General features: G+C 39.8%; 27 protein-coding genes and 1 pseudogene. 27 read left to right on the top strand and 1 reads right to left on the bottom strand.

The window, feature by feature from the left end:
- Positions 1 to 85: 85 nt before the first annotated feature.
- The 3 genes from JCM19033_RS13675 (at position 86) to JCM19033_RS13685 (ending at position 1,460) form a co-directional block, all read left to right on the top strand.
- The gene (locus tag JCM19033_RS13675; RefSeq protein ID WP_054636694.1) at positions 86 to 424 is read left to right on the top strand and encodes a hypothetical protein; all 339 of its coding nucleotides are present in this window, start codon (positions 86 to 88) and stop codon (positions 422 to 424) included.
- Between the two features lie 28 nt (positions 425 to 452).
- Positions 453 to 638 (top strand): hypothetical protein, encoded by a 186-nt coding sequence (locus JCM19033_RS24310; RefSeq protein WP_054636695.1) that lies wholly within the window; start codon positions 453 to 455, stop codon positions 636 to 638.
- A gap of 84 nt (positions 639 to 722) precedes the next feature.
- Positions 723 to 1,460, top strand: a complete 738-nt coding sequence (locus tag JCM19033_RS13685; protein WP_054636696.1) for a polyphosphate kinase 2 family protein — start codon at positions 723 to 725, stop codon at positions 1,458 to 1,460.
- Positions 1,461 to 1,541: 81 nt separating this feature from the next.
- On the opposite strand, the gene JCM19033_RS13690 is transcribed toward JCM19033_RS13685, so the two are convergent.
- A complete protein-coding gene (locus tag JCM19033_RS13690; protein ID WP_054636697.1) occupies positions 1,542 to 2,039 on the bottom strand; it encodes a MarR family winged helix-turn-helix transcriptional regulator in 498 nt (165 codons plus the stop codon).
- Between the two features lie 287 nt (positions 2,040 to 2,326).
- Between JCM19033_RS13690 and sda (JCM19033_RS22380) the strand changes: the two genes are divergently transcribed.
- The 24 genes and pseudogenes from sda (JCM19033_RS22380) to sda (JCM19033_RS23580) all read left to right on the top strand — a co-directional run bounded on the left by sda (JCM19033_RS22380) (position 2,327) and on the right by sda (JCM19033_RS23580) (position 17,675).
- Positions 2,327 to 2,473, top strand: coding sequence for a sporulation histidine kinase inhibitor Sda (gene sda / locus JCM19033_RS22380; protein WP_083465451.1), 147 nt, complete (start codon positions 2,327 to 2,329; stop codon positions 2,471 to 2,473).
- Positions 2,474 to 2,610: 137 nt separating this feature from the next.
- Complete coding sequence (locus JCM19033_RS13695) at positions 2,611 to 3,123, top strand: GNAT family N-acetyltransferase (protein WP_054636698.1); 513 nt, start codon at positions 2,611 to 2,613, stop codon at positions 3,121 to 3,123.
- Positions 3,124 to 3,677: 554 nt separating this feature from the next.
- Positions 3,678 to 4,172, top strand: a complete 495-nt coding sequence (locus JCM19033_RS13700) for a small multi-drug export protein (protein ID WP_083465452.1) — start codon at positions 3,678 to 3,680, stop codon at positions 4,170 to 4,172.
- A 40-nt stretch (positions 4,173 to 4,212) separates the two neighbouring features.
- Entirely contained in the window at positions 4,213 to 4,953 is a 741-nt protein-coding gene (locus JCM19033_RS13705; protein ID WP_157049889.1) for a hypothetical protein, read from the top strand.
- 20 nt (positions 4,954 to 4,973) lie between these two features.
- Complete coding sequence (locus tag JCM19033_RS13710; protein WP_054636700.1) at positions 4,974 to 5,399, top strand: GntR family transcriptional regulator; 426 nt, start codon at positions 4,974 to 4,976, stop codon at positions 5,397 to 5,399.
- Positions 5,392 to 5,901: an ATP-binding cassette domain-containing protein gene (locus JCM19033_RS13715; RefSeq protein WP_054636701.1), complete on the top strand. Its 510-nt coding sequence runs from the start codon at positions 5,392 to 5,394 to the stop codon at positions 5,899 to 5,901. The genes JCM19033_RS13710 and JCM19033_RS13715 overlap by 8 nt, the downstream gene beginning before the upstream one ends.
- Positions 5,898 to 6,269: a hypothetical protein gene (locus tag JCM19033_RS13720; protein WP_054636702.1), complete on the top strand. Its 372-nt coding sequence runs from the start codon at positions 5,898 to 5,900 to the stop codon at positions 6,267 to 6,269. The genes JCM19033_RS13715 and JCM19033_RS13720 overlap by 4 nt, the downstream gene beginning before the upstream one ends.
- A 120-nt stretch (positions 6,270 to 6,389) precedes the next feature.
- Positions 6,390 to 6,689, top strand: coding sequence for a hypothetical protein (locus JCM19033_RS13725; RefSeq protein ID WP_054636703.1), 300 nt, complete (start codon positions 6,390 to 6,392; stop codon positions 6,687 to 6,689).
- Between the two features lie 493 nt (positions 6,690 to 7,182).
- Positions 7,183 to 8,367 (top strand): ABC transporter substrate-binding protein, encoded by a 1,185-nt coding sequence (locus tag JCM19033_RS13730; RefSeq protein ID WP_269758214.1) that lies wholly within the window; start codon positions 7,183 to 7,185, stop codon positions 8,365 to 8,367.
- Positions 8,368 to 8,373: 6 nt separating this feature from the next.
- Positions 8,374 to 8,709: a hypothetical protein gene (locus tag JCM19033_RS25945; RefSeq protein WP_269758215.1), complete on the top strand. Its 336-nt coding sequence runs from the start codon at positions 8,374 to 8,376 to the stop codon at positions 8,707 to 8,709.
- On the top strand, positions 8,710 to 9,255 hold the full coding sequence (locus JCM19033_RS25950; protein ID WP_269758216.1) for an ABC transporter permease: 546 nt from the start codon (positions 8,710 to 8,712) through the stop codon (positions 9,253 to 9,255). It abuts the gene before it with no gap.
- Positions 9,174 to 9,653, top strand: coding sequence for an ABC transporter permease (locus JCM19033_RS25955; RefSeq protein ID WP_269758217.1), 480 nt, complete (start codon positions 9,174 to 9,176; stop codon positions 9,651 to 9,653). The genes JCM19033_RS25950 and JCM19033_RS25955 overlap by 82 nt, the downstream gene beginning before the upstream one ends.
- Positions 9,650 to 9,982 (top strand): hypothetical protein, encoded by a 333-nt coding sequence (locus tag JCM19033_RS25960; RefSeq protein ID WP_083465453.1) that lies wholly within the window; start codon positions 9,650 to 9,652, stop codon positions 9,980 to 9,982. The genes JCM19033_RS25955 and JCM19033_RS25960 overlap by 4 nt, the downstream gene beginning before the upstream one ends.
- Complete coding sequence (locus tag JCM19033_RS23575; RefSeq protein WP_269758218.1) at positions 9,927 to 10,466, top strand: ABC transporter permease; 540 nt, start codon at positions 9,927 to 9,929, stop codon at positions 10,464 to 10,466. Before JCM19033_RS25960 ends, JCM19033_RS23575 begins: the two co-directional genes overlap by 56 nt.
- Positions 10,467 to 10,488: 22 nt before the next feature.
- Positions 10,489 to 11,073 carry an MATE family efflux transporter gene (locus tag JCM19033_RS27555; protein WP_306301353.1) on the top strand — a complete coding sequence of 195 codons (585 nt, stop codon included), beginning with the start codon at positions 10,489 to 10,491 and terminating at the stop codon, positions 11,071 to 11,073.
- Entirely contained in the window at positions 11,064 to 11,621 is a 558-nt protein-coding gene (locus JCM19033_RS27560; RefSeq protein ID WP_306301354.1) for an MATE family efflux transporter, read from the top strand. Before JCM19033_RS27555 ends, JCM19033_RS27560 begins: the two co-directional genes overlap by 10 nt.
- A gap of 460 nt (positions 11,622 to 12,081) precedes the next feature.
- Positions 12,082 to 13,917, top strand: a pseudogene (locus tag JCM19033_RS13750) (UbiD family decarboxylase).
- 319 nt (positions 13,918 to 14,236) lie between these two features.
- A complete protein-coding gene (locus JCM19033_RS13755; protein ID WP_054636704.1) occupies positions 14,237 to 14,512 on the top strand; it encodes a hypothetical protein in 276 nt (91 codons plus the stop codon).
- A 312-nt stretch (positions 14,513 to 14,824) separates the two neighbouring features.
- On the top strand, positions 14,825 to 15,583 hold the full coding sequence (locus tag JCM19033_RS13760; RefSeq protein ID WP_054636705.1) for a hypothetical protein: 759 nt from the start codon (positions 14,825 to 14,827) through the stop codon (positions 15,581 to 15,583).
- Positions 15,584 to 15,633: 50 nt separating this feature from the next.
- Positions 15,634 to 16,047, top strand: coding sequence for a hypothetical protein (locus JCM19033_RS13765; protein ID WP_157049891.1), 414 nt, complete (start codon positions 15,634 to 15,636; stop codon positions 16,045 to 16,047).
- Positions 16,048 to 16,244: 197 nt separating this feature from the next.
- Positions 16,245 to 16,562 (top strand): DUF3784 domain-containing protein, encoded by a 318-nt coding sequence (locus JCM19033_RS13770; protein ID WP_054636707.1) that lies wholly within the window; start codon positions 16,245 to 16,247, stop codon positions 16,560 to 16,562.
- 201 nt (positions 16,563 to 16,763) lie between these two features.
- On the top strand, positions 16,764 to 17,141 hold the full coding sequence (locus JCM19033_RS13775) for a hypothetical protein (protein ID WP_054636708.1): 378 nt from the start codon (positions 16,764 to 16,766) through the stop codon (positions 17,139 to 17,141).
- A complete protein-coding gene (locus tag JCM19033_RS28285) occupies positions 17,101 to 17,331 on the top strand; it encodes a hypothetical protein (protein WP_374701249.1) in 231 nt (76 codons plus the stop codon). The genes JCM19033_RS13775 and JCM19033_RS28285 overlap by 41 nt, the downstream gene beginning before the upstream one ends.
- Positions 17,332 to 17,513: 182 nt before the next feature.
- Positions 17,514 to 17,675 carry a sporulation histidine kinase inhibitor Sda gene (gene sda / locus JCM19033_RS23580; protein ID WP_157049892.1) on the top strand — a complete coding sequence of 54 codons (162 nt, stop codon included), beginning with the start codon at positions 17,514 to 17,516 and terminating at the stop codon, positions 17,673 to 17,675.
- The last annotated feature ends 236 nt before the right edge of the window (positions 17,676 to 17,911 follow it).

The raw sequence follows: 17,911 nt of genomic DNA on the forward strand, positions 1-17,911 counted from the left end.
AGCGTGGCACTTAAAGTTATTTTGGTATATAATAATCTCGCTTCACCTAAAGAGGCCAATTAACATGAACGGGAATGGTGGATAGATGGAAGAAAAAGTATTTCATTTGGCTTTTCACCACTTAGTAAAAATGATTACACCGGAATTAAAACAGACTATAACATTTAAAGTAGACTCTTCGATAAATACTCAGGCAGCGGCGATCCGCTCAAAGGAAAATCACTATGAAATTAACGTGAATTCAAAAAAAGTGGTAGAAAATTATAAAAAAGTTATCGTCTCTCATGGAATAAGGCTCGCTCAATTTAAAACCTATGTTTATATCATACTTCTTCATGAATTAGGTCACTGTACGAAACAAAAAACAGGAAGACCCTTTAAAAAATTTTATAAAGGATCACAAAGAGGCTCTAAATGTTGGTGATAAAGTTCGTTATGTAAAGTCTTTAGATTTGTTTATCAATGAATACATAAAGGAGGAAAAAAGGGCATGGGAGTGGGCCATAAATCATACCCCCGAAGCTGTCTGTGAAAAACAAACAGTCGAGAATTTAGCAAGGATTTTCGTTGAAGCATCGGCTTATAGGAAAAATGAATGGAAAAAAGATAGAGTTTCTTTTTTTCATAGATTTTATTGAGTAACAGCTGAATCAATCGCTGAGAGTTTGTTTAGGGAAGGATAAGGGGAAAGGTTACCAACACTTTAGAAAAGGGGAGTAAAAATGCTCGAAGAGGTAGATCTTTCTCTTAAAATGGATGATGAAGTCTACAAAACGGAATTAAAAAAAGAGCAAATGAAATTACTAGCCCTGCAAAGAGCACTGGTTGAGCATAAGTTAGGCTGTATAATCGTATTTGAAGGCTGGGATGCAGCGGGAAAAGGCAGTGCCATAAAACGAGTTGTAGAAAAGATAGATCCTAGAGGGTTAGAAGTTCATGCTACTGCAGCACCTAACTTGGAAGAAAAGCAGCACCATTACCTTCAACGGTTTCTTGACAGAATGCCTAAATACGAGAAAATCGGAATATTTGATCGATCATGGTACGGACGTGTGCTTGTAGAAAGAGTGGAAGAGTTGGCTGAAGAAGAAGAATGGACAAGAGCTTATGACCAAATTAATCAAATGGAAAAAATATTTGCTCAAGAAGATTTTTTCATTATTAAATTCTGGTTTCATATTTCTAAGGAAGAACAGTTAAAGCGGTTTAGGGAAAGGCAGAATAACCCTTTAAAGCGCTGGAAAATAACAGAGGAAGATTGGCGTAACAGAGAAAAGTGGGATGAGTATAAAATAGCAGTGGAAGATATGCTTTACAAAACGGATACAAAACATGCTCCTTGGCATATTATTGAAGGCGAGGATAAAAACTTTGCCAGGGTAAAAACCTTAAAAACAATCATAGCGACAATCGAAGAAGGGTGTAAAGGGCGGGAGATTGACTTAGATCAATATTTTTAAATATTACCTCATAAAACTTTTAAGAGGAAAGCAAAAGAAAAAGGGACTCATGAGAGTCTCTTTTTATGGGGAAATGAAAGGTTATTTGATTCTAGAAGTTTCTTGCTGCTCCAGCCATTTTACAAAATGAGAACCGTGGAAGACTGAGTTAGCTTCTTTTAAGAAAGTCATCAGGTCTGCTAGAAACTTTTGTTCTGATTCGCCCTTATTAGCGTATTCCTGGATAAAGTCGTTAAACCGATGGGTTTTACCAGCTGATTCTTCGCGTAACTTTTCCCCTTGATTTGTTAAAGTTACATAAGAAACTCGTAAATCATTTGCTTTCTTTTCTGTTTTGACAAGCTCTTTGCTTTTCAGTCTTTTCATGATTTGCATCACAGTGGAAAGGTCCCATAAACCGACTTCTGCTACACGTGACATTGTACATCTTCCTTCTATGTGAAGGATCCACAGGATATGCTGCTCTGCTAGCGTAATTCCTATTTCCTGTGCTGACTTTTGCCAGTCTTCTTCGATAACTTTATAAGCTCCCCTAAATAGATTTAAGTATGTATGAAAATTCTGTTGTGCTTCATTCATACAAAGTCCCCCTCTTATATTTATGTAATGGGTTTGGAAATCTTCAACACCTGGAAGTAATTCGTTTAATAAAAACATGATATCAAACTTACAGGAAATCTAGTAGCATTTAACATTATTTTGTAGAGAAATGCAGTTCTTTTAATAATATTTCCGTTACATACGTAATTACAGGTTGTGTACCACAATTTTAAAAGAAAAAATTCATTTACGGTAAATTTATGTTTTAAAGCGAGGAAGTCAGGTAATGTAAGTGGTTAGTGCAAAGTGTTGTGGAGGTGCAAGCCATGGAGGGAGTCTCTGTTCACACTCTTCTAGAAGCATACCGCTTAGCCTGTGAAAATGAGTTAGAGGAAGAGTTTTTAAAATTGTTAGAAGAAGAAATAAGAAAAAGAGGAGAAGAAATCCCTATAACTGAAAAAGAAAATAGATAATGAAACTGAAAGAGAGGGAAATAATATAAACCTCTCTATTTTTGTGTCCCAAAAAGGATTATAATCCGTGTTGTAAGTCGTTATAATAGTGATTACCTAAAGCAGGAAATGAAACAGGAAGCGGTGGGAAAAAGGAAATGAACGAAACGATAGTGATAGATTGGATGACAGAAAAAGACTGGGAACAGGTAAGGACCATATACGAAGAGGGAATTGCAACCGGAAATGCAACTTTTGAAACAAATGCACCCGCGTGGGAGAAGTGGGATGAAAAACATGCTAGAGAATGTCGACTGGTCGTACGCAGCGCCACTGCCATCCTTGGCTGGGCTGCCTTAACGCCGGTTTCAAATAGGAATGTATATGCCGGGGTAGCAGAAGTAAGTATTTATATAAGTAAAAAGAGTAAAGGCATGGGAGTAGGAAGCAGACTTTTGGCTGCTTTAATTGCAGAGAGTGAAAAGCAAGGGTACTGGACTCTTCAGTCCGGAATCTTTCCTGAAAATACTGCCAGTCTCAGGCTGCATAAGAAACATGGTTTTCGTGAAGTAGGCAGGCGGGAGCGTATCGGGAAAATGAACGGAGTCTGGCGGGATACAGTACTATTGGAGAGGCGAAGCGTAAAGATAGGCATGGATGATGAAATATAATAATTACAGGTTCATACGTAATTAATTGATCGTGAAAAGGAATCCAACGTAAAAAGGCCAGCAATCCTACTTATGCTGGCCTAGTGGGTATCCCACATCTTCTTTCTTTAAATCAATTTATTAATAACATTGGTAAAAATACAGCAGTGATTCATAAAACAACAAAAGCCCTTCCTACTCTTTCGTCCTTGCGGCTCCAATGACCGCTCCAGTGTGATTTGGTCTACAACCATACTTGTTCTTGTTACACATAATTATAAATTGGGTATCCAGCGTGAGAAGTGAAAATTAGAGGCTAATGATGTGGGAGTAAACAAATACCTCCTGTTAGAGGGTGAGGTGGTATTCGATCTATTATACCGTGAAAGAATTTAAAAAGCAATGTTGTTATTTCATGGAGGTTTTACGTAGAATCATTTTTCTTTGTACTCTAAGCAAATCGGTCTGCAAAAAACATGGAAACCATTTTAGTTGACTGACCCTTGCCAGATTACAGCAACAGTGTTATGGTGTTTATGTTGATATAAACACCATAACATACAGGGGGAGTTAACATGGATTTTGCGACATTGCTGTGGGCATATATTCTGGTATTTGTATTATCTGCTATTCCTTTTTTTGAAGCTTATGCGGTTATACCTCTTGCGATCATAGCTGGTTTATCGACTGTACCATCCATTGTCATTGGTTTAGCTGGAAATCTGTTGACAGTGCTTCTTTTAGTCCTGTTTATTGAACAAATTAAAGCATGGAGGAAGAAACGCAAAGGAGTGGAACAAGAGCAGCAGCAAAGCAAAAGGCACAAGAGAGCACAGAAGCTCTGGCAAAGATACGGGCTTCCTGGCTTGGCTGTCATCGGGCCGCTTTTTGTCGGCAGTCATCTTACTGCTTTTATGTGTGTGACTCTTGGAGGCTCAAAACAAAAAACGGTTTATTGGGTGTTAGGAAGCATTTCTCTCTGGAGTATTGTTTTTTCCGTTTTGGCTTATTATGGAATTGATCTTTTAGGAAATCAGGAAAATGGCTTTATTAGAGGTTTTTTTGAATAATTACAGGTCAGAGAGATATGAAGAGAAAGGAGAGGTTAGGATGATAGGGCAAGCCTTCTGGCTGGTGAGAAAGGAATTGAAACATAACCTATGGGCATTTGTTTTTACCCTTGTTTTCACCGCTCTCTGTGGCGTCGTAACGATGTTTTTTCTCAACCAGCTGGCAAGAAATGAATTTGTTACGGAAGCTGGGAATATCAATGGCATCCTGCTTGATGTTATATTTGTAGGGATGACTCCATCTTTAGCAGCCCTATACATGTCAAGTCCATACTTAAGCTTTCGGACAGTTAAAGAGGATCCCTTTAACAAAAAGATGGCATTGCTTAGAGCTCTGCCCATTCCGGTAAGTGTACTTACACTGAGCAGAACCCTTGCTATGGTAATAATCTTAACGGTCATGTCTATTGTTTTTTACCTCATTATAACAGTAGGGTTATCGAATGAGTTTTTCACATACATAACGAGGCAAGAATTTATTCTATTTATTCTTTTTTGGTTTGGCTATGCCTTATTGTTAGGGGGATGGAATCCCTTTGTAGAATATGGTTTAAACGGCATCATGCTCTATCTTTCACCCTATATTTTTTTACTTGTTTTATTGATCGCTATTATAATAATTTCCGTTTTTACAGGCCGTGGATTTGTCGAGTGGAGTTTTTTGTTAATAAGGGAGTATGGATGGATAGCAGCTTTATTTTCTTTAGGGGCAGGAGCAGCAGGAGTGGTTTTCTGGAACCAGCTTCTTAAACAGCGCCTGCTGAAAAAAGATTTCTTATAATATCTGAGGGAGGAGGCATTATGAAATTACCGATACGTGTTTCTGAGGAGAGCAGGGAGCCTCTTTACCATCAAATTGAAACTCAACTTCAATCGTTAATTGTCAGTGGTAAATTGCCTCCAGGAACTCCTCTTCCATCGATTAGAGCCCTGGCCAGTGAACTTTCCTGCAGTGTCATCACAACAAGGAAAGCATATCAAAATCTTGAAGGCAGAGCCTTGATCAAAACCATACAGGGAAAAGGCACATTTGTAAAAGAAGTAGAGAAGCAAAGAAAAGAAGATACCAAACAGCAACTAATAGTATCTGCCTTTCTAAAGGCGGTTGAACAAGCTGACCAAGTAGGCTCTACTCAAGCTGAAATGAAAAGCCTTTTTAATCAAGCGCTTCTCCAATACTTTGATAATAAAATCAATAAGAGTAAAGGGGGAAAGGAAGATGAGTGATCATTTAGTGGTAGAGCTAAATAATGTAAAAAAATCATTTAAGAAATTCACCCTAGGACCAGTGAATTTAACTTTGGAAAAAGGGTTCTCACTTGGTATAGCAGGAGCTAATGGTTCTGGAAAAAGCACACTGTTTCGTCTCTTAGTGAATATTCTTCAGGCTGATGAAGGTACTATCCATTTTTTCGGGAAATTCGCTGCAGCAAGTGAAAGTCAACATAAACAAAACATAGGGTTTTCGGGAGAATTAGTAGAGGCGTTCTCTCACTTGACGATTAAAGAACTGGCTTCCTATATTTCTTATTGGTACCCACATTGGATCATGAAAAGTACTCTTATTTCCTCCGCAGATATCTCATTGATGAAAAAGAAAAGTTTGGGAAATGCTCAAAAGGAACAAAGAAAAAGGTGGAATTTATTTTCAGTCTTTGCCATAACCCAGATTTGCTATTACTTGATGAGCCATCGGCAGGAGTGGATATCAGTTCACAAAAAAAGATGAAAGAAGACCTTGTCGCTTTTATGGAAGGTGAAGGAAAGTGTCTTGTAATAGCTACACATAATGTGGCTGAAATCGAATCCCTTTGTGACTTTATAGCAGTTCTTCATAATGGCAGTCTTCTTTATCACGACAACAAAGACAGCTTTTATGAAAATTGGGCATGGCTTTGGGTCGATAACGTGCCAGAGAGCATTCTAAAACACCCGAATATCCTCAAGATTACACACTCTTCCCCGATACAAATTCTTACAGACAATGTACAAGTAATTGAAAGTGAGCTTCTGCAAGAAAGTACAACACCATCACAGATTCAAAGGCTGTCCATTGAAGAGCTTATTGAATATTTTTCCGAGAATGAGTGCACGTAGGAAACTAGCGAATAGAGAGTGGATTAATCTAAAACCTCCCGTTATTCATGGTGTTTAATGACTGCAGATTATGGTTATATGATTTGTACAACTCCCTTACAAAGAAAGGAGTCATGTTTCGTGCAGAGATATAATCTAGAGAACATCAAGGTGCAGGACGAACCAGAGTTAAAGTTTAGTTCAGCCCATGCAGTCGTTAGAGAATCAGGTGAGCATAAGTCCTGGGAAGTAGTTGTTAACTCTGAGTCCTCTGAGAGATTAGAGAAATTAAAGAACAACGATGAAAAAATTACAGTAGAAATGACCGAAGAAAATGGAAGAGTGTTACGAGGAGACTGTTATGTGACTGAGGCTTCAGAAGGGTCTGAGGTTACCAGTTATTACCTTTCTGGTGAAGGGCAACTTCAAGGAGCATTATAAGAAGGAAAAGAGGATGTCCCTATAGGGGCATCTTTTTTTATAAAAAAGCAATTGTTGATTTTTGATTAATAAAGTCGCGAAGCGGTGTCTTCGGAAGGGGGTGCCCGAGTAAACCGAGACAACACATGGGCGTGGCATAGAGACCGTGAATGAGAATGAAGTGAAGCATGAAAGGATGTTATCCTGTACCTTAGGTGCAAGCGAGCAACCTTTAACAAAATCAGCAATGACTTTATGTGGACTGAGGAGCTGATGTATAAGTGAAAACTACACAAGTAATATCTTAAATCCTTGAATAGTGATAGTATATTGTTGACTTGACTGTAAAATAAGCCGTTAAGGTTTTGGCGTATTAACAATTTTAAATTATTGTATTATACTAAAAATCGTAATCATTACGATTGTAGGATGACAATTATACGAATTAAAACTACTAAATAGGAGAAAAAGGGAATGGCACAGCGAGAAGCAGGGATCCATAAGGAGGAGCAAAATGAAAAAATATTGTTTATTGCCGTTGGCTTTTTTAATTTTTATGAGCGGATGTGCAGCAAACGAAGGTGAAGATCTGCAGCAAGGTCATGGAAAGGAACCAGACGATAAATCGATTACTTTGATGTTCAGCTTTGGTTCAGAAACTCTGGACCCTCATTTGGACTGGGTTCCTGTAAGAGCAGGAATCACAGAAACTCTGGTTAAAATTAACGAAGACCTTGAACTAGAACCATGGCTTGCGGAGTCATGGGAGCAAGTCGACGACAATACCTGGGAGTTTAAGATTAAAGAGGATATTACCTTTCATGATGGAGCCCAACTGGATGCTCAAGCCGCGGCTGATTCCTTAGAAAGAGCTTTTGAAGTTAATCCATCTATAGAAGCTGCGCTACATATTGAAGAAGTGGAAGCCACAGACCAAACATTGGTCATTCATACTACGCAGCCCAACCCAATGCTTGTATCTGAATTAGTGAACCCGAATACTGCAATTACGCAAGTGCAGACTGAGGAAGATATAAAAACCAGGCCGGTTGGCACGGGACCATTTAAAGTGAATGATTTTGAGCCTAATAATTCAGTTCATCTAATTCGTTTTCATGAGTACTGGGATGGAAAAGCCAAAGTGGAGGAAGCTTATTTTACTTTTAATGAAGATAATAATGTTAGAGGCATGTCCCTTCAAACAAATGAAGCAGATATCGCGTATCATCTATCACCTGAAAGCCTGGATCCTATTGAACAGGACGAAAATTTATCGGTCCATTCTGTTCCCAGTATGAGGACTCATTTTTTAATGTATCAATTTAACAATCCTTTGCTTCAAGACCAGACAGTGAGAGAAGCATTGGACTTGCTAATTGATAGAGAGAGTGCAGCTAATGACATTATGACCGGCCATGCGGATACTGCAAGCAGTCCATTTCATCCTTCCTATTCTTTCGGTGTGTATAATGAAACAGTTCACTCTTTAAACGATGCAGAGAGCTTATTACAAGATGACGGATGGCAACAAAATGAGGAAGGAATTCTGGAAAAAGAAGGACAGGTTCTTGACTTTACTTTAATTACCTATGGAGGGCGTCCGGAGCTTCCTCTAATTGCTCAAATCCTGCAAGGAGAAGCTTCAAAAATAGGGATTAATATTGAGATTCAAATGGTGGAAAATGTGGATGCTACTTAGAAGAAAATGATGATTGGGACTTGGCGACTTATAGTAACCTTACAGCCCGAGAGGCGATGGCGGGTACTTTTTAAATGCAGCATGATGCCTGACGGAGCCTTAAATTCAGGAAATGTAGAGGACCAGGAGCTAATTGATTTGATAGAAGAGTTAAATAAGACTACTGATGAAGAGGCGAGGAAAAAGCTGGTCAAACAAGCTGTTTCTGTTATTGAAGCAAATACTCTTCAATCTTACATTATCCATCCAAATATTGTTGTCGGTGTAAATGATAGGGTGAAGAATTGGGAACCCGGCTCTGAAGAATATTATATGTTAAACAATGAGCTGGAAGTGGAATAAATGACGAGATTTATTGTCTCTCGCCTTTTACAAACAGGTTTGGTTCTCTTCATTTTGACTGTTATAACTTTTATCTTAATGAAACTGGCCCCGGGAGACCCAGTACGTTCCATCCTCAGAGTTGAGGAAGTCGCAATCACGCGAGAACAGGAGGAGGCGTTAAGAAATGAATTACTTCTTGACCAGCCCTTTTTACAGTATTTCGCCTGGCTGAAAGGGATTTTCCAGTTTGATCTTGGGACTTCCCATTCTTTGAATGTTCCGGTGATAGAGGTATTGTTGGGAAGACTTCCCAATACCCTTTTATTAACTGCAGGCGGATTATTGGTCATGATGGTTATTGCATGCGTTTTAGGAGTAGGATCTGCTTATTTCTATAACCGCCCTTTTGACCATATAAGCCGGATTTTCGCTTTATTAGGTGCTTCTCTTCCTTCTTTCTGGCTTGGACTCCTTTTAATACAATGGTTTTCGTTACATCTTGGCTGGCTGCTTCATCAGGGAGCAGCAGCCTTTTGCACCTTATCCTGCCCTCTCTTACGTTAGGAATTGGAATGTCAGCTGTGTATGCACGGCTTTTGAGGTCAAGCTTAGTGGAGGAATACTCACAGCCTCATATCCAGGCTGCACGAGCTAAAGGCATGACGAAATGGACACTCTTAACCAGGCATTCTATGAAAGCTGCTGTAGTCCCTGTTTTATCAATGTTTGGGTTAAGTATAGGAAGCCTGCTTGGCGGCACAGTCGTAGTAGAGACAGTATTTTCATGGCCGGGGATTGGCAGCATGATAATAGAAGCGATTTTAAGAAGAGATTACCCGCTGATTCAAGGATACATACTACTTACAGGTGTATTTGTCATAACGGCTAACTTTATTGCCGATATCATTATGTCTATGTTGGATCCGAGAATCAGGATGGGGGAGGAGAGCTTTAGAAAATGAAGGATAAAATCACCAAAGGAGTCCTCTTCCGGCTCGGAGTGTTTTTTTTAGCAGGATTAGGGGTGTTAATGATCATCGGTGTATTTGTTTTTACTAATGAATCCCTTCACCCTGATATGAGTCAACGATTTCTTGCGCCAAGCAGAGAATATCCTTTTGGAACCGATCATTTAGGAAGGTGTATTTTTTCTCGTATAGCTGAAGGCGGTTTACTTACTCTTCAAGTAAGCACCTTAAGTTTGGCAGGAACTGTCTTCATTGGAGTACCGTTAGTTGATCAGTGCTTATGCCGGAGGGAAGATAGATACAGTTATTATGAGGATTGTTGACGGTTTTGCTATCCTGCCCGATTTTATATTAGCGATTGTGATTGCAGGATTGTTAGGACCCAGTTTACAAAATGTACTTATTGCCATTGTCGCAGTAAAGTGGGTTCAATACGCAAGGCTGACAAGAGGAACAATTCTTTCGGAAAAACAAAAGGAATATATTCTCTCGGCAAGATCCATAGGGTGCAGACATGTAAGAGTACTGTGGAAACATCTTCTTCCTGCTGTTGTTCCGCAAACGATCACATTAGCTTCTTTAGATATGGGAAAGATTATTTTAATTATTGCATCGCTCTCTTATTTAGGTCTCGGTGCCCAGCCTCCTATTCCTGAATGGGGAGCCATGCTTAACGATGCACGCCCTTATTTTCAAACAGAACCTTTGTTGATGATCATTCCTGGCACAATGATTTTTTTAACAGTTTTAAGCTTTAATTTAATAGGAGACGGTCTTCGTGAATCGTTAAAAATTAATAGCCTTTGACGCGAGAGAAGGGGTAAATACTATGAGTGAAATTGCTTCTGGCAAGATATCTCATAAGCAATACATCATGCTGGCGCTGCCTTTAACGTTAGCTACCATTTCCACACCTCTTCTTGGCGCCGTTGATACGGCAGTGGTTGGCTATTTGGCTGATCCCTCCTACCTGGGGGGAGTAGCTGTTGGAACGCTTATCTTTAACACCTTATACTGGCTTTTCGGTTTTTTACGTGTGAGTACCTCTGGCTTTACTGCCCAGGCTGCTGGAGCCGGTAACAACAGGGATATTTCCTTACATTTCATAAGACCCGCTCTTTTGGCAGCAGCCATAGGTTTCCTGTTCATTCTGTTTCAGTGGCCGATTCGTGAAGGAGCAATGTTTTTCATTCAGCCGCCTGAAAGTGTTGCTGCCCAGGGAATAAGCTACTTTGACATTCGAATATGGGGCGCACCTTTTGCCTTACTGAACTTTGTCATACTAGGATGGCTGATTGGCCAATCCAAAGTGAAATTCACCCTTGGTTTGCAATTTGGCTGTAACCTGCTGAATATGATCCTGGATGTCCTTTTTGTTTATTCCTTTCAAATGGGTGCTGCGGGGTGGGTTTAGCAACCTTGCTGTCAGAGGTACTTGCTGTTGTGATTGGTTTGCTTTTTATCCTAAAGTACACCGGTCTTCATATTCGTATTTTAAAAGATGTAGAAGCATTAAGTGTGAAACCAATGATGAAAATGTTAAAAGTAAATAAAGATTTATTTATTCGCACTGCCTGTCTCTTGACTGTGTTTGCTATATTTACATCAACAGGAGCTTCCATGGGCGAGAATGTCCTGGCAGCGAATGCCATTCTCTTTCAAATTCATTTAATAATGGCTTATTTTTTTGATGGGCTGGCGAACGCAAGCAGTATTCTGTCGGGAAAGGCAGTGGGAGCCAGGGACGAACAATTGTTTAACAAAACATTATACATGGGTTGTTTATGGTCAACCCTGCTTGCTGTTTTATTAACCATTGGAATGGCTGTAGGGGGCTCTTCAATTATTTCATTGTTTACAAACATATCAGAGGTACAAGAAATAGCAGTGTTATATGGCGGTTGGATCGTTTGGTTTCCTATTGCCTCATTTGCCAGCTGCAATTGTACGGATTTTATATAGGGACGACGCAGGCAGCCCCCGTCCGAAATTCACTTATTATTTCTCTTATCGTGTTTCTGTTGTGTGTTTGGGTAACCGTTCCTTTGTGGGGGAATCATGGTTTATGGCTTTCGTTTCTTTTATTTACAGTCACTCGTTCAATGACGCTGTGGATTTTTTTCCCGCAAATCAGACAGAGGGTTTTTAGAAAAGAATCACCTAAGGTGCTTCACATGACATAAACTATTATAGATAGGTTACTTTAGTGAGAGCTCTACGCTCTCTTTTTTTTGATTATTTTCATCACTAAAGAAAAGAACTATTCAATATTAGAGCGGACTGGACTGAAGAAAAGATTCTTGGATTATTCCAATTGAAACTGACAAAAAATGAAACAATGACTGATTTTGTTGAATTCCGCAACCTGGTAAAATAGTATAATATACATGGACAACACTACGTTTTTAATAGGAGCTAAAATATGTTTCAAAATATAGAAGAATGTGTAAAAGACCTGGAAAAAAGCGGACAACTTGTAAGAATTAAAGAAGAAGTGGACCCCTACCTTGAAATGGCGGCTATCCATCTAAAGGTGCATGAAGCAGGGGGACCTGCTTTGTTGTTTGAAAACGTAAAAGGAACGAAGTATCAGGCAGCCTCTAACTTATTTGGGACGGTGGAAAGAAGCAAGTTTATCTTTCGCGATACGCTGGAGGCTACACAAAACGTAATCGCAATGCGGAATGACCCTATGAATGTGTTGAAAAATCCATTCAACACATTGGCACAGGGCTGGCAGGCTCAAAAGCACTTCCGCAGAAAAGATCAAGCAAAAAGGGAATGGAGGAATTTGACGAAATCCAAATTTCAGATCTTCCGATGATTCATCACTGGCCAGACGACGGAGGGGCATTTGTCACTCTCCCACAAGTCTATAGTGAAGACCCTGAAAAACCAGGCATCATGAACGCTAACCTTGGGATGTACCGAGTACAGCTGAGCGGGAATGATTATGAAATGAATAAGGAAATTGGTCTTCATTACCAAATTCACCGTGGAATTGGTGTCCATCAGGAGAAAGCGAACAGACTGGGTGTTCCGTTAAAAGTCAGCATCTTTATTGGCGGCCCGCTGCCCACACCTTATCATCCGTCATGCCTCTTCCTGAAGGCTGAGTGAAATGACGTTTGCAGGCCTTCTTTCTGGCCGGAGATTTCGGTACAGCTATGTCGATGGGTATTGCATCAGTCATGATGCTGATTTTGTTATCACCGGGGAAATTCACCCGGAAGACACAAAGCCTGAGGGGCCATTTGGAGACCATTTAGGTTACTATAGCCTCGTGCATCCTTTTCCAGTCATGAAGGTACACAAGGTATACGCAAAGAAAAAAGCGGTATGGCCATTTACAGTCGTAGGCCGACCGCCCCAGGAAGATACTGCATTTGGCGATTTAATTCATGAATTGACTGGCGAAGCTGTGACACAGGAGATTCCTGGTGTAAAGGAGGTTCATGCGGTAGATGCTGCAGGCGTTCATCCTTTATTATTTGCTGTCGGCAGTGAACGGTACACTCCTTACCAAAAAGTGAAACAGCCAGCAGAACTTCTTACGATTGCTAACCGCATTCTAGGCACAGGACAGCTCAGTCTGGCCAAGTATTTATTTATCAGTGGCGATGAAAAAAGAGAATTAGAAACTCGCAGAGAATCAGAGTTTCTTGCCTATATGTTAGAAAGAATTGACTTGCAAAGAGACCTTCATTTTCAAACCAACACAACAATTGACACCCTCGACTATTCAGGTACTGGTCTGAATACAGGAAGCAAGGTGGTGATTGCTGCCTATGGCGACAAGAAAAGAGACTTGTGTACACAAGTCCCTCAACCGCTGAAGGAGACTAAGGGATTTGTAAATCCTTTATTGGTTATGCCTGGAGTCATAGCCATTCAGGGTCCTGCTTTTTCAAGTTATGAAACTGCAGAAAAGGAAATGCAACAGTTTACTGCAGCGATTGAAAAGCATGATTCGGTTCTTACTTCACCTATGATCATCGTGTGTGATGATAGTGAATTTGTCAGCCATACGATTAGTAATTTCTTATGGGTAACGTTTACAAGGAGCAATCCTTCTCATGATATTTATGGGACAAACAGCACTTATAAACATAAGCATTGGGGATGCGACAGCATGATCATCGATGCTCGCCGCAAGCCTCATCACGCTCCACCTCTTATTCCTGATCCCTCAGTGGAGCAAAGGATCCAGAGGTTTTTTGAAAAGGGTGCCAGCTTAGAGAAAGTAAAGGTGGATTGACGACGATCCCCTTCACCGGTACAACAGGAGGAGTTTGTACTGCCAGGTTACATGCCGTCATGTAAGGCTGCCTCCGATTTCCTGGACCCCTTTTGCGTGTTTTTCTGGACGAAAGAAGGTCGCGAGTCCTCTCATGGGCTGCGGTCTTCTTTATGTTCTGTGGGAAATCTCCCTTAATTTGCGACTATAACCTGCAGAAAAAATCATGGGCAGCGTTCATAGAGAATAGTTTACACCTGCAAGCTTTTGAACAGGGAGTCCTTGTTTTTTGACGGTTATTTCTAACACCTCATAAAAAACAGAGAAAAGGAGTGATAGTATGCCGAAAGTATTTAAAGTACCCTACAAAGGGCACGAAGTGAAAGTGGAAAATAGGTGGTTTGCTGGAGAAAAGCTATATATTAATGGCCAGCTTCAAGACGAAAATGTTGGTTTGGCGTTAAGGGCGACATTGAGAGGAAAAATACCTTCTGAAGGTGGGAATGGTGAGGAGATTAAAGTTGTGCTTGGAGGTATTATGAAAATAAAGTGCCGGATTTTTGCTGATCATGTGTTGATATACCCTCGCAGCATTTTACGACTGACAGGTAAATGAAGGAGGGGAAGTCGTCCGCAAGAGCTCAAAGGGGGATAGATTGAGTAATAAATATTACGTGTTTTATTTTCTACTTATAGGAGTTATTGCTGTTTTTACAGGAGAAATTGTAACATTTTTGATGCTTGGGTTTATTCTACTGGCTTTACAAAATATAAATTCGACCTTAATCAAAATACATAGAACATTAAATGAAACAACCAATAAATAGGGGGACATATGATCCATTGATGCTTTGCCAAAATGAATTCAGGGTATGTATAAAAAAGCGGGTGTTAAGTGGGAACTACTTCTTCCGGGAGGGAGGTACTTATGAAAGACAACTCTTCTATAGAGACGAACCGGCAACAAAGAGAAGAAACTGAAGAAGAGACCAAACGTTTAGGGCTTGTGTCTTCTCCCGAGCTTCCAGAGGAAATTGCGAATTCAGTGTCTGAGGATTTGCCGGATCTTTTTTCGCGATATGTGGATGATCGAGTTTCCTGGGAGGTTGAAGTGGTAGCGGATCCTTTAACAGGAGTGGCAGGTGATTCGCTGAAAATCCTGGATGAAACAGAACGCTGCAAACAAGAGGAAGGATGGGAGTATGCTGTTTGTATTACAGATCTCCCTATTTTTCATAATAGGCGTCTCGTCGTAGCAGATGCGAGTGTAAAGCGTAATGTAGCAATGATTTCTCTTCCTTCTCTTGGAGCAACGCCAATGAAAAGAAGAGTCCGTGAAGCGATTATCCAGCTTGCCAATGAAATGTACCATGGCAGCTCTGAACAGGCTCGCAGTAGCCAAGAAAAGCAGACAAAAAAGAGAGACAGTGAGGATGACAGTCAGAATATACGGGGACAGGGTGCTAAACAACTGATGGGACAGCGTCTGGCCGAGCGGTTGTCACCGATTAAGAGAAAAACATATGACGAAGACTCAGAATTTGATGTACGCTTTCTCGTAGACTCAAAGATCAGCGGGAGCATCAGAATGACTTCAGGAATGGTTCTTGCAAACAGGCCCTGGACCATCTTTCCATCCTTTAAAAGAGTTGTGGCAGGAGCTTTTGCCACAGGAGCCTACGGCTGATCTTTCCTACCTTGTGGCTTCTTAGCGGTGCATACGGGACTCCTAGATTTATGATTCTTATGATTACTGCAATGAGTGCTATGGTTATTTGGATCATTGTTGCTCATCATCTCTGGGAAACGGTTAAAGAGGGAAGTTCTCGATATCTGGTAAGGTTATATAACGTTGCAACGGCACTTACTCTTATTGTAGGGGTTCTCTTTTATTACTCCGTCCTTTTTCTTCTCTTTTTAATAGCTGTATCGATATTTGTGCCGGCAGGATTGCTTGAATCTGAGCTAGGTCATGAGGTATCTTTTGCTGACTATGTTTCCTTGGCCTGGCTGACAACATCGATTGCTACAGTAGTAGGGGCAGTTGGAGCGGGCCTTGAAAGTGAAGAAACAGTGCTCAAAACCACTTATGGATACCGACAGAGAAGAAGAAAAGAATGGCAGAAACAACAAGAAAAAGAAAGCAAATAATAATGCCAGCAGTGAGTAGTAAACTGCTGGTATTTTTTATATATGATCACTTGTATTTTTAGATAAATTGAATGGTTTCATGACAGATGAAGGGTGAATGCAGTCATGACAAGAGAGTCTTTCTTTTTATTTTACATCATATAGAAACCATCTCACTCGTTAGTCGTATAACATATGAACAGGGGGTTACATAGAGTATGATTGCTTCGCTTATTATTATTGGAGTGTTTATTGTGCTTGGGATTATTCTGTTGAATGGCAAAGGTTCCTTCCTGATTGCTGGTTTTAATACGTTGCCCAAGGAAGAAAAGGAAAAATATGATACGACGGCTTTGTGCAAATTTATGGGGAAAATGATGATTGCGCTTTCATTTAGCATGTCTCTTTGGGTTTTCAGTGAAGCATTAAAGGTAAGATGGTTATTTATTATTGGTGTTGTTCTCTTTATCAGTCTCGTTTTCTTTACCCTTTTTTACGTTAATACAGGTGACAGGTTCAAGAAAGAGAACCATTGATTAAGTAAAAAAGATGCAAAGGAAAAGGTGAAAAGTAAAATGGAGGTATCTGACCGTTGGGCTCTGAAACAAAAATAAAGTCTGTTAATGTAAGGGAAGTAACAGTAAAAAGAAAATACATAGTAAGTCCACCAAGTACCAAACTCTAAGTAAATTTATCGCTGATATTATTAAGTGAAAAGGGAAAGAGGGGAAGAACTAGTGAACGTAAATGATATGAAAATCAAAATGTCTGTAGAGGGGAAGAATGGGATTTCTTTTTTGCTTTCTGGCTTAGGGGTATGGGCTGCCATAACCCTCATATTTGTACTGCCCCTGGATTTATATCACAAAAATATTTTGATGCTGTTGTCTACTGGATTGATGTTTCCCCTATCTATAGCTATCTCAAAAGGATTAAAAGCAGATTGGAAGTTTCTAAATAACCCGTTAGGTGATCTGGGAGTTTATTTCAATGTAGGACAATTTCTTTATTTTCCTATCATTTTCTGGGCTTTTGCACATAACCCTTCTATGATGGTTACCTTTTTTTGCAGTTATTACAGGTGCACACTTTTTCCCTTATGGCTGGTTATATGATTCCAAACCTTTCTATGTTCTATCACCAATCATGTCAATTACGCCAATAGTTATTGGATGGAATATAAATGAAGGAGCTTTATGGTATGTTCCTTTGACATTTGCCATTCTATTAGCTTTACTTATTTTCCTGCTTATTAAGGATTACAAGAAAAAAGAGTTGCTCCTTCAGGAAGAACCTTCCATTTAGATGGGTACTCCTGCAAAGCTATACTTTTGTTCAGAGATCCTTTATTATTATAATAGTGAAAATAGTCTGATTGTCGTCCATTTTATTAAAGTGGACGTTTTTTGAGAAGAAATCTCAAATTTAGGGTTATCATATTCCAGCTGTTCTTTAAAGTGAACCACCAAAATTAGGAGGATTTATCATTGCATTTAAAGGAAGTGCCAACGGAAGTACTGCTTGCTGCTTATCGTTCTGCTCAGCATTACGAATTAGATGAGGATTTTTTGAATATTTTAAAAAGCCATATTAGAGAAAGAGAAGCAGAGACAGTCATTGACATGGAAGAAGAGATGAGTTTGCGGTAACTACATAAATATTTACTGAGAAAAGTGTTTTTGTTCACTCAAAAACGCTTTTTTTGCTTTGTCATTTCCTGTAAGAAAACCATGGTATACACATGCAACTTGTTTATTTCAACAAATCAAAGGTTAGAGGGGAGGGAAATACTCCTCAATTGTGGTGCTGCTTGGAGGAGATACCTAAGCAGATATAGTAGGACTTCGAAGCGATAGAAAATCATCACGCTGGAGATATAGGAAAA

The sequence above is a fragment of the Thalassobacillus sp. C254 genome (assembly GCF_001310615.1).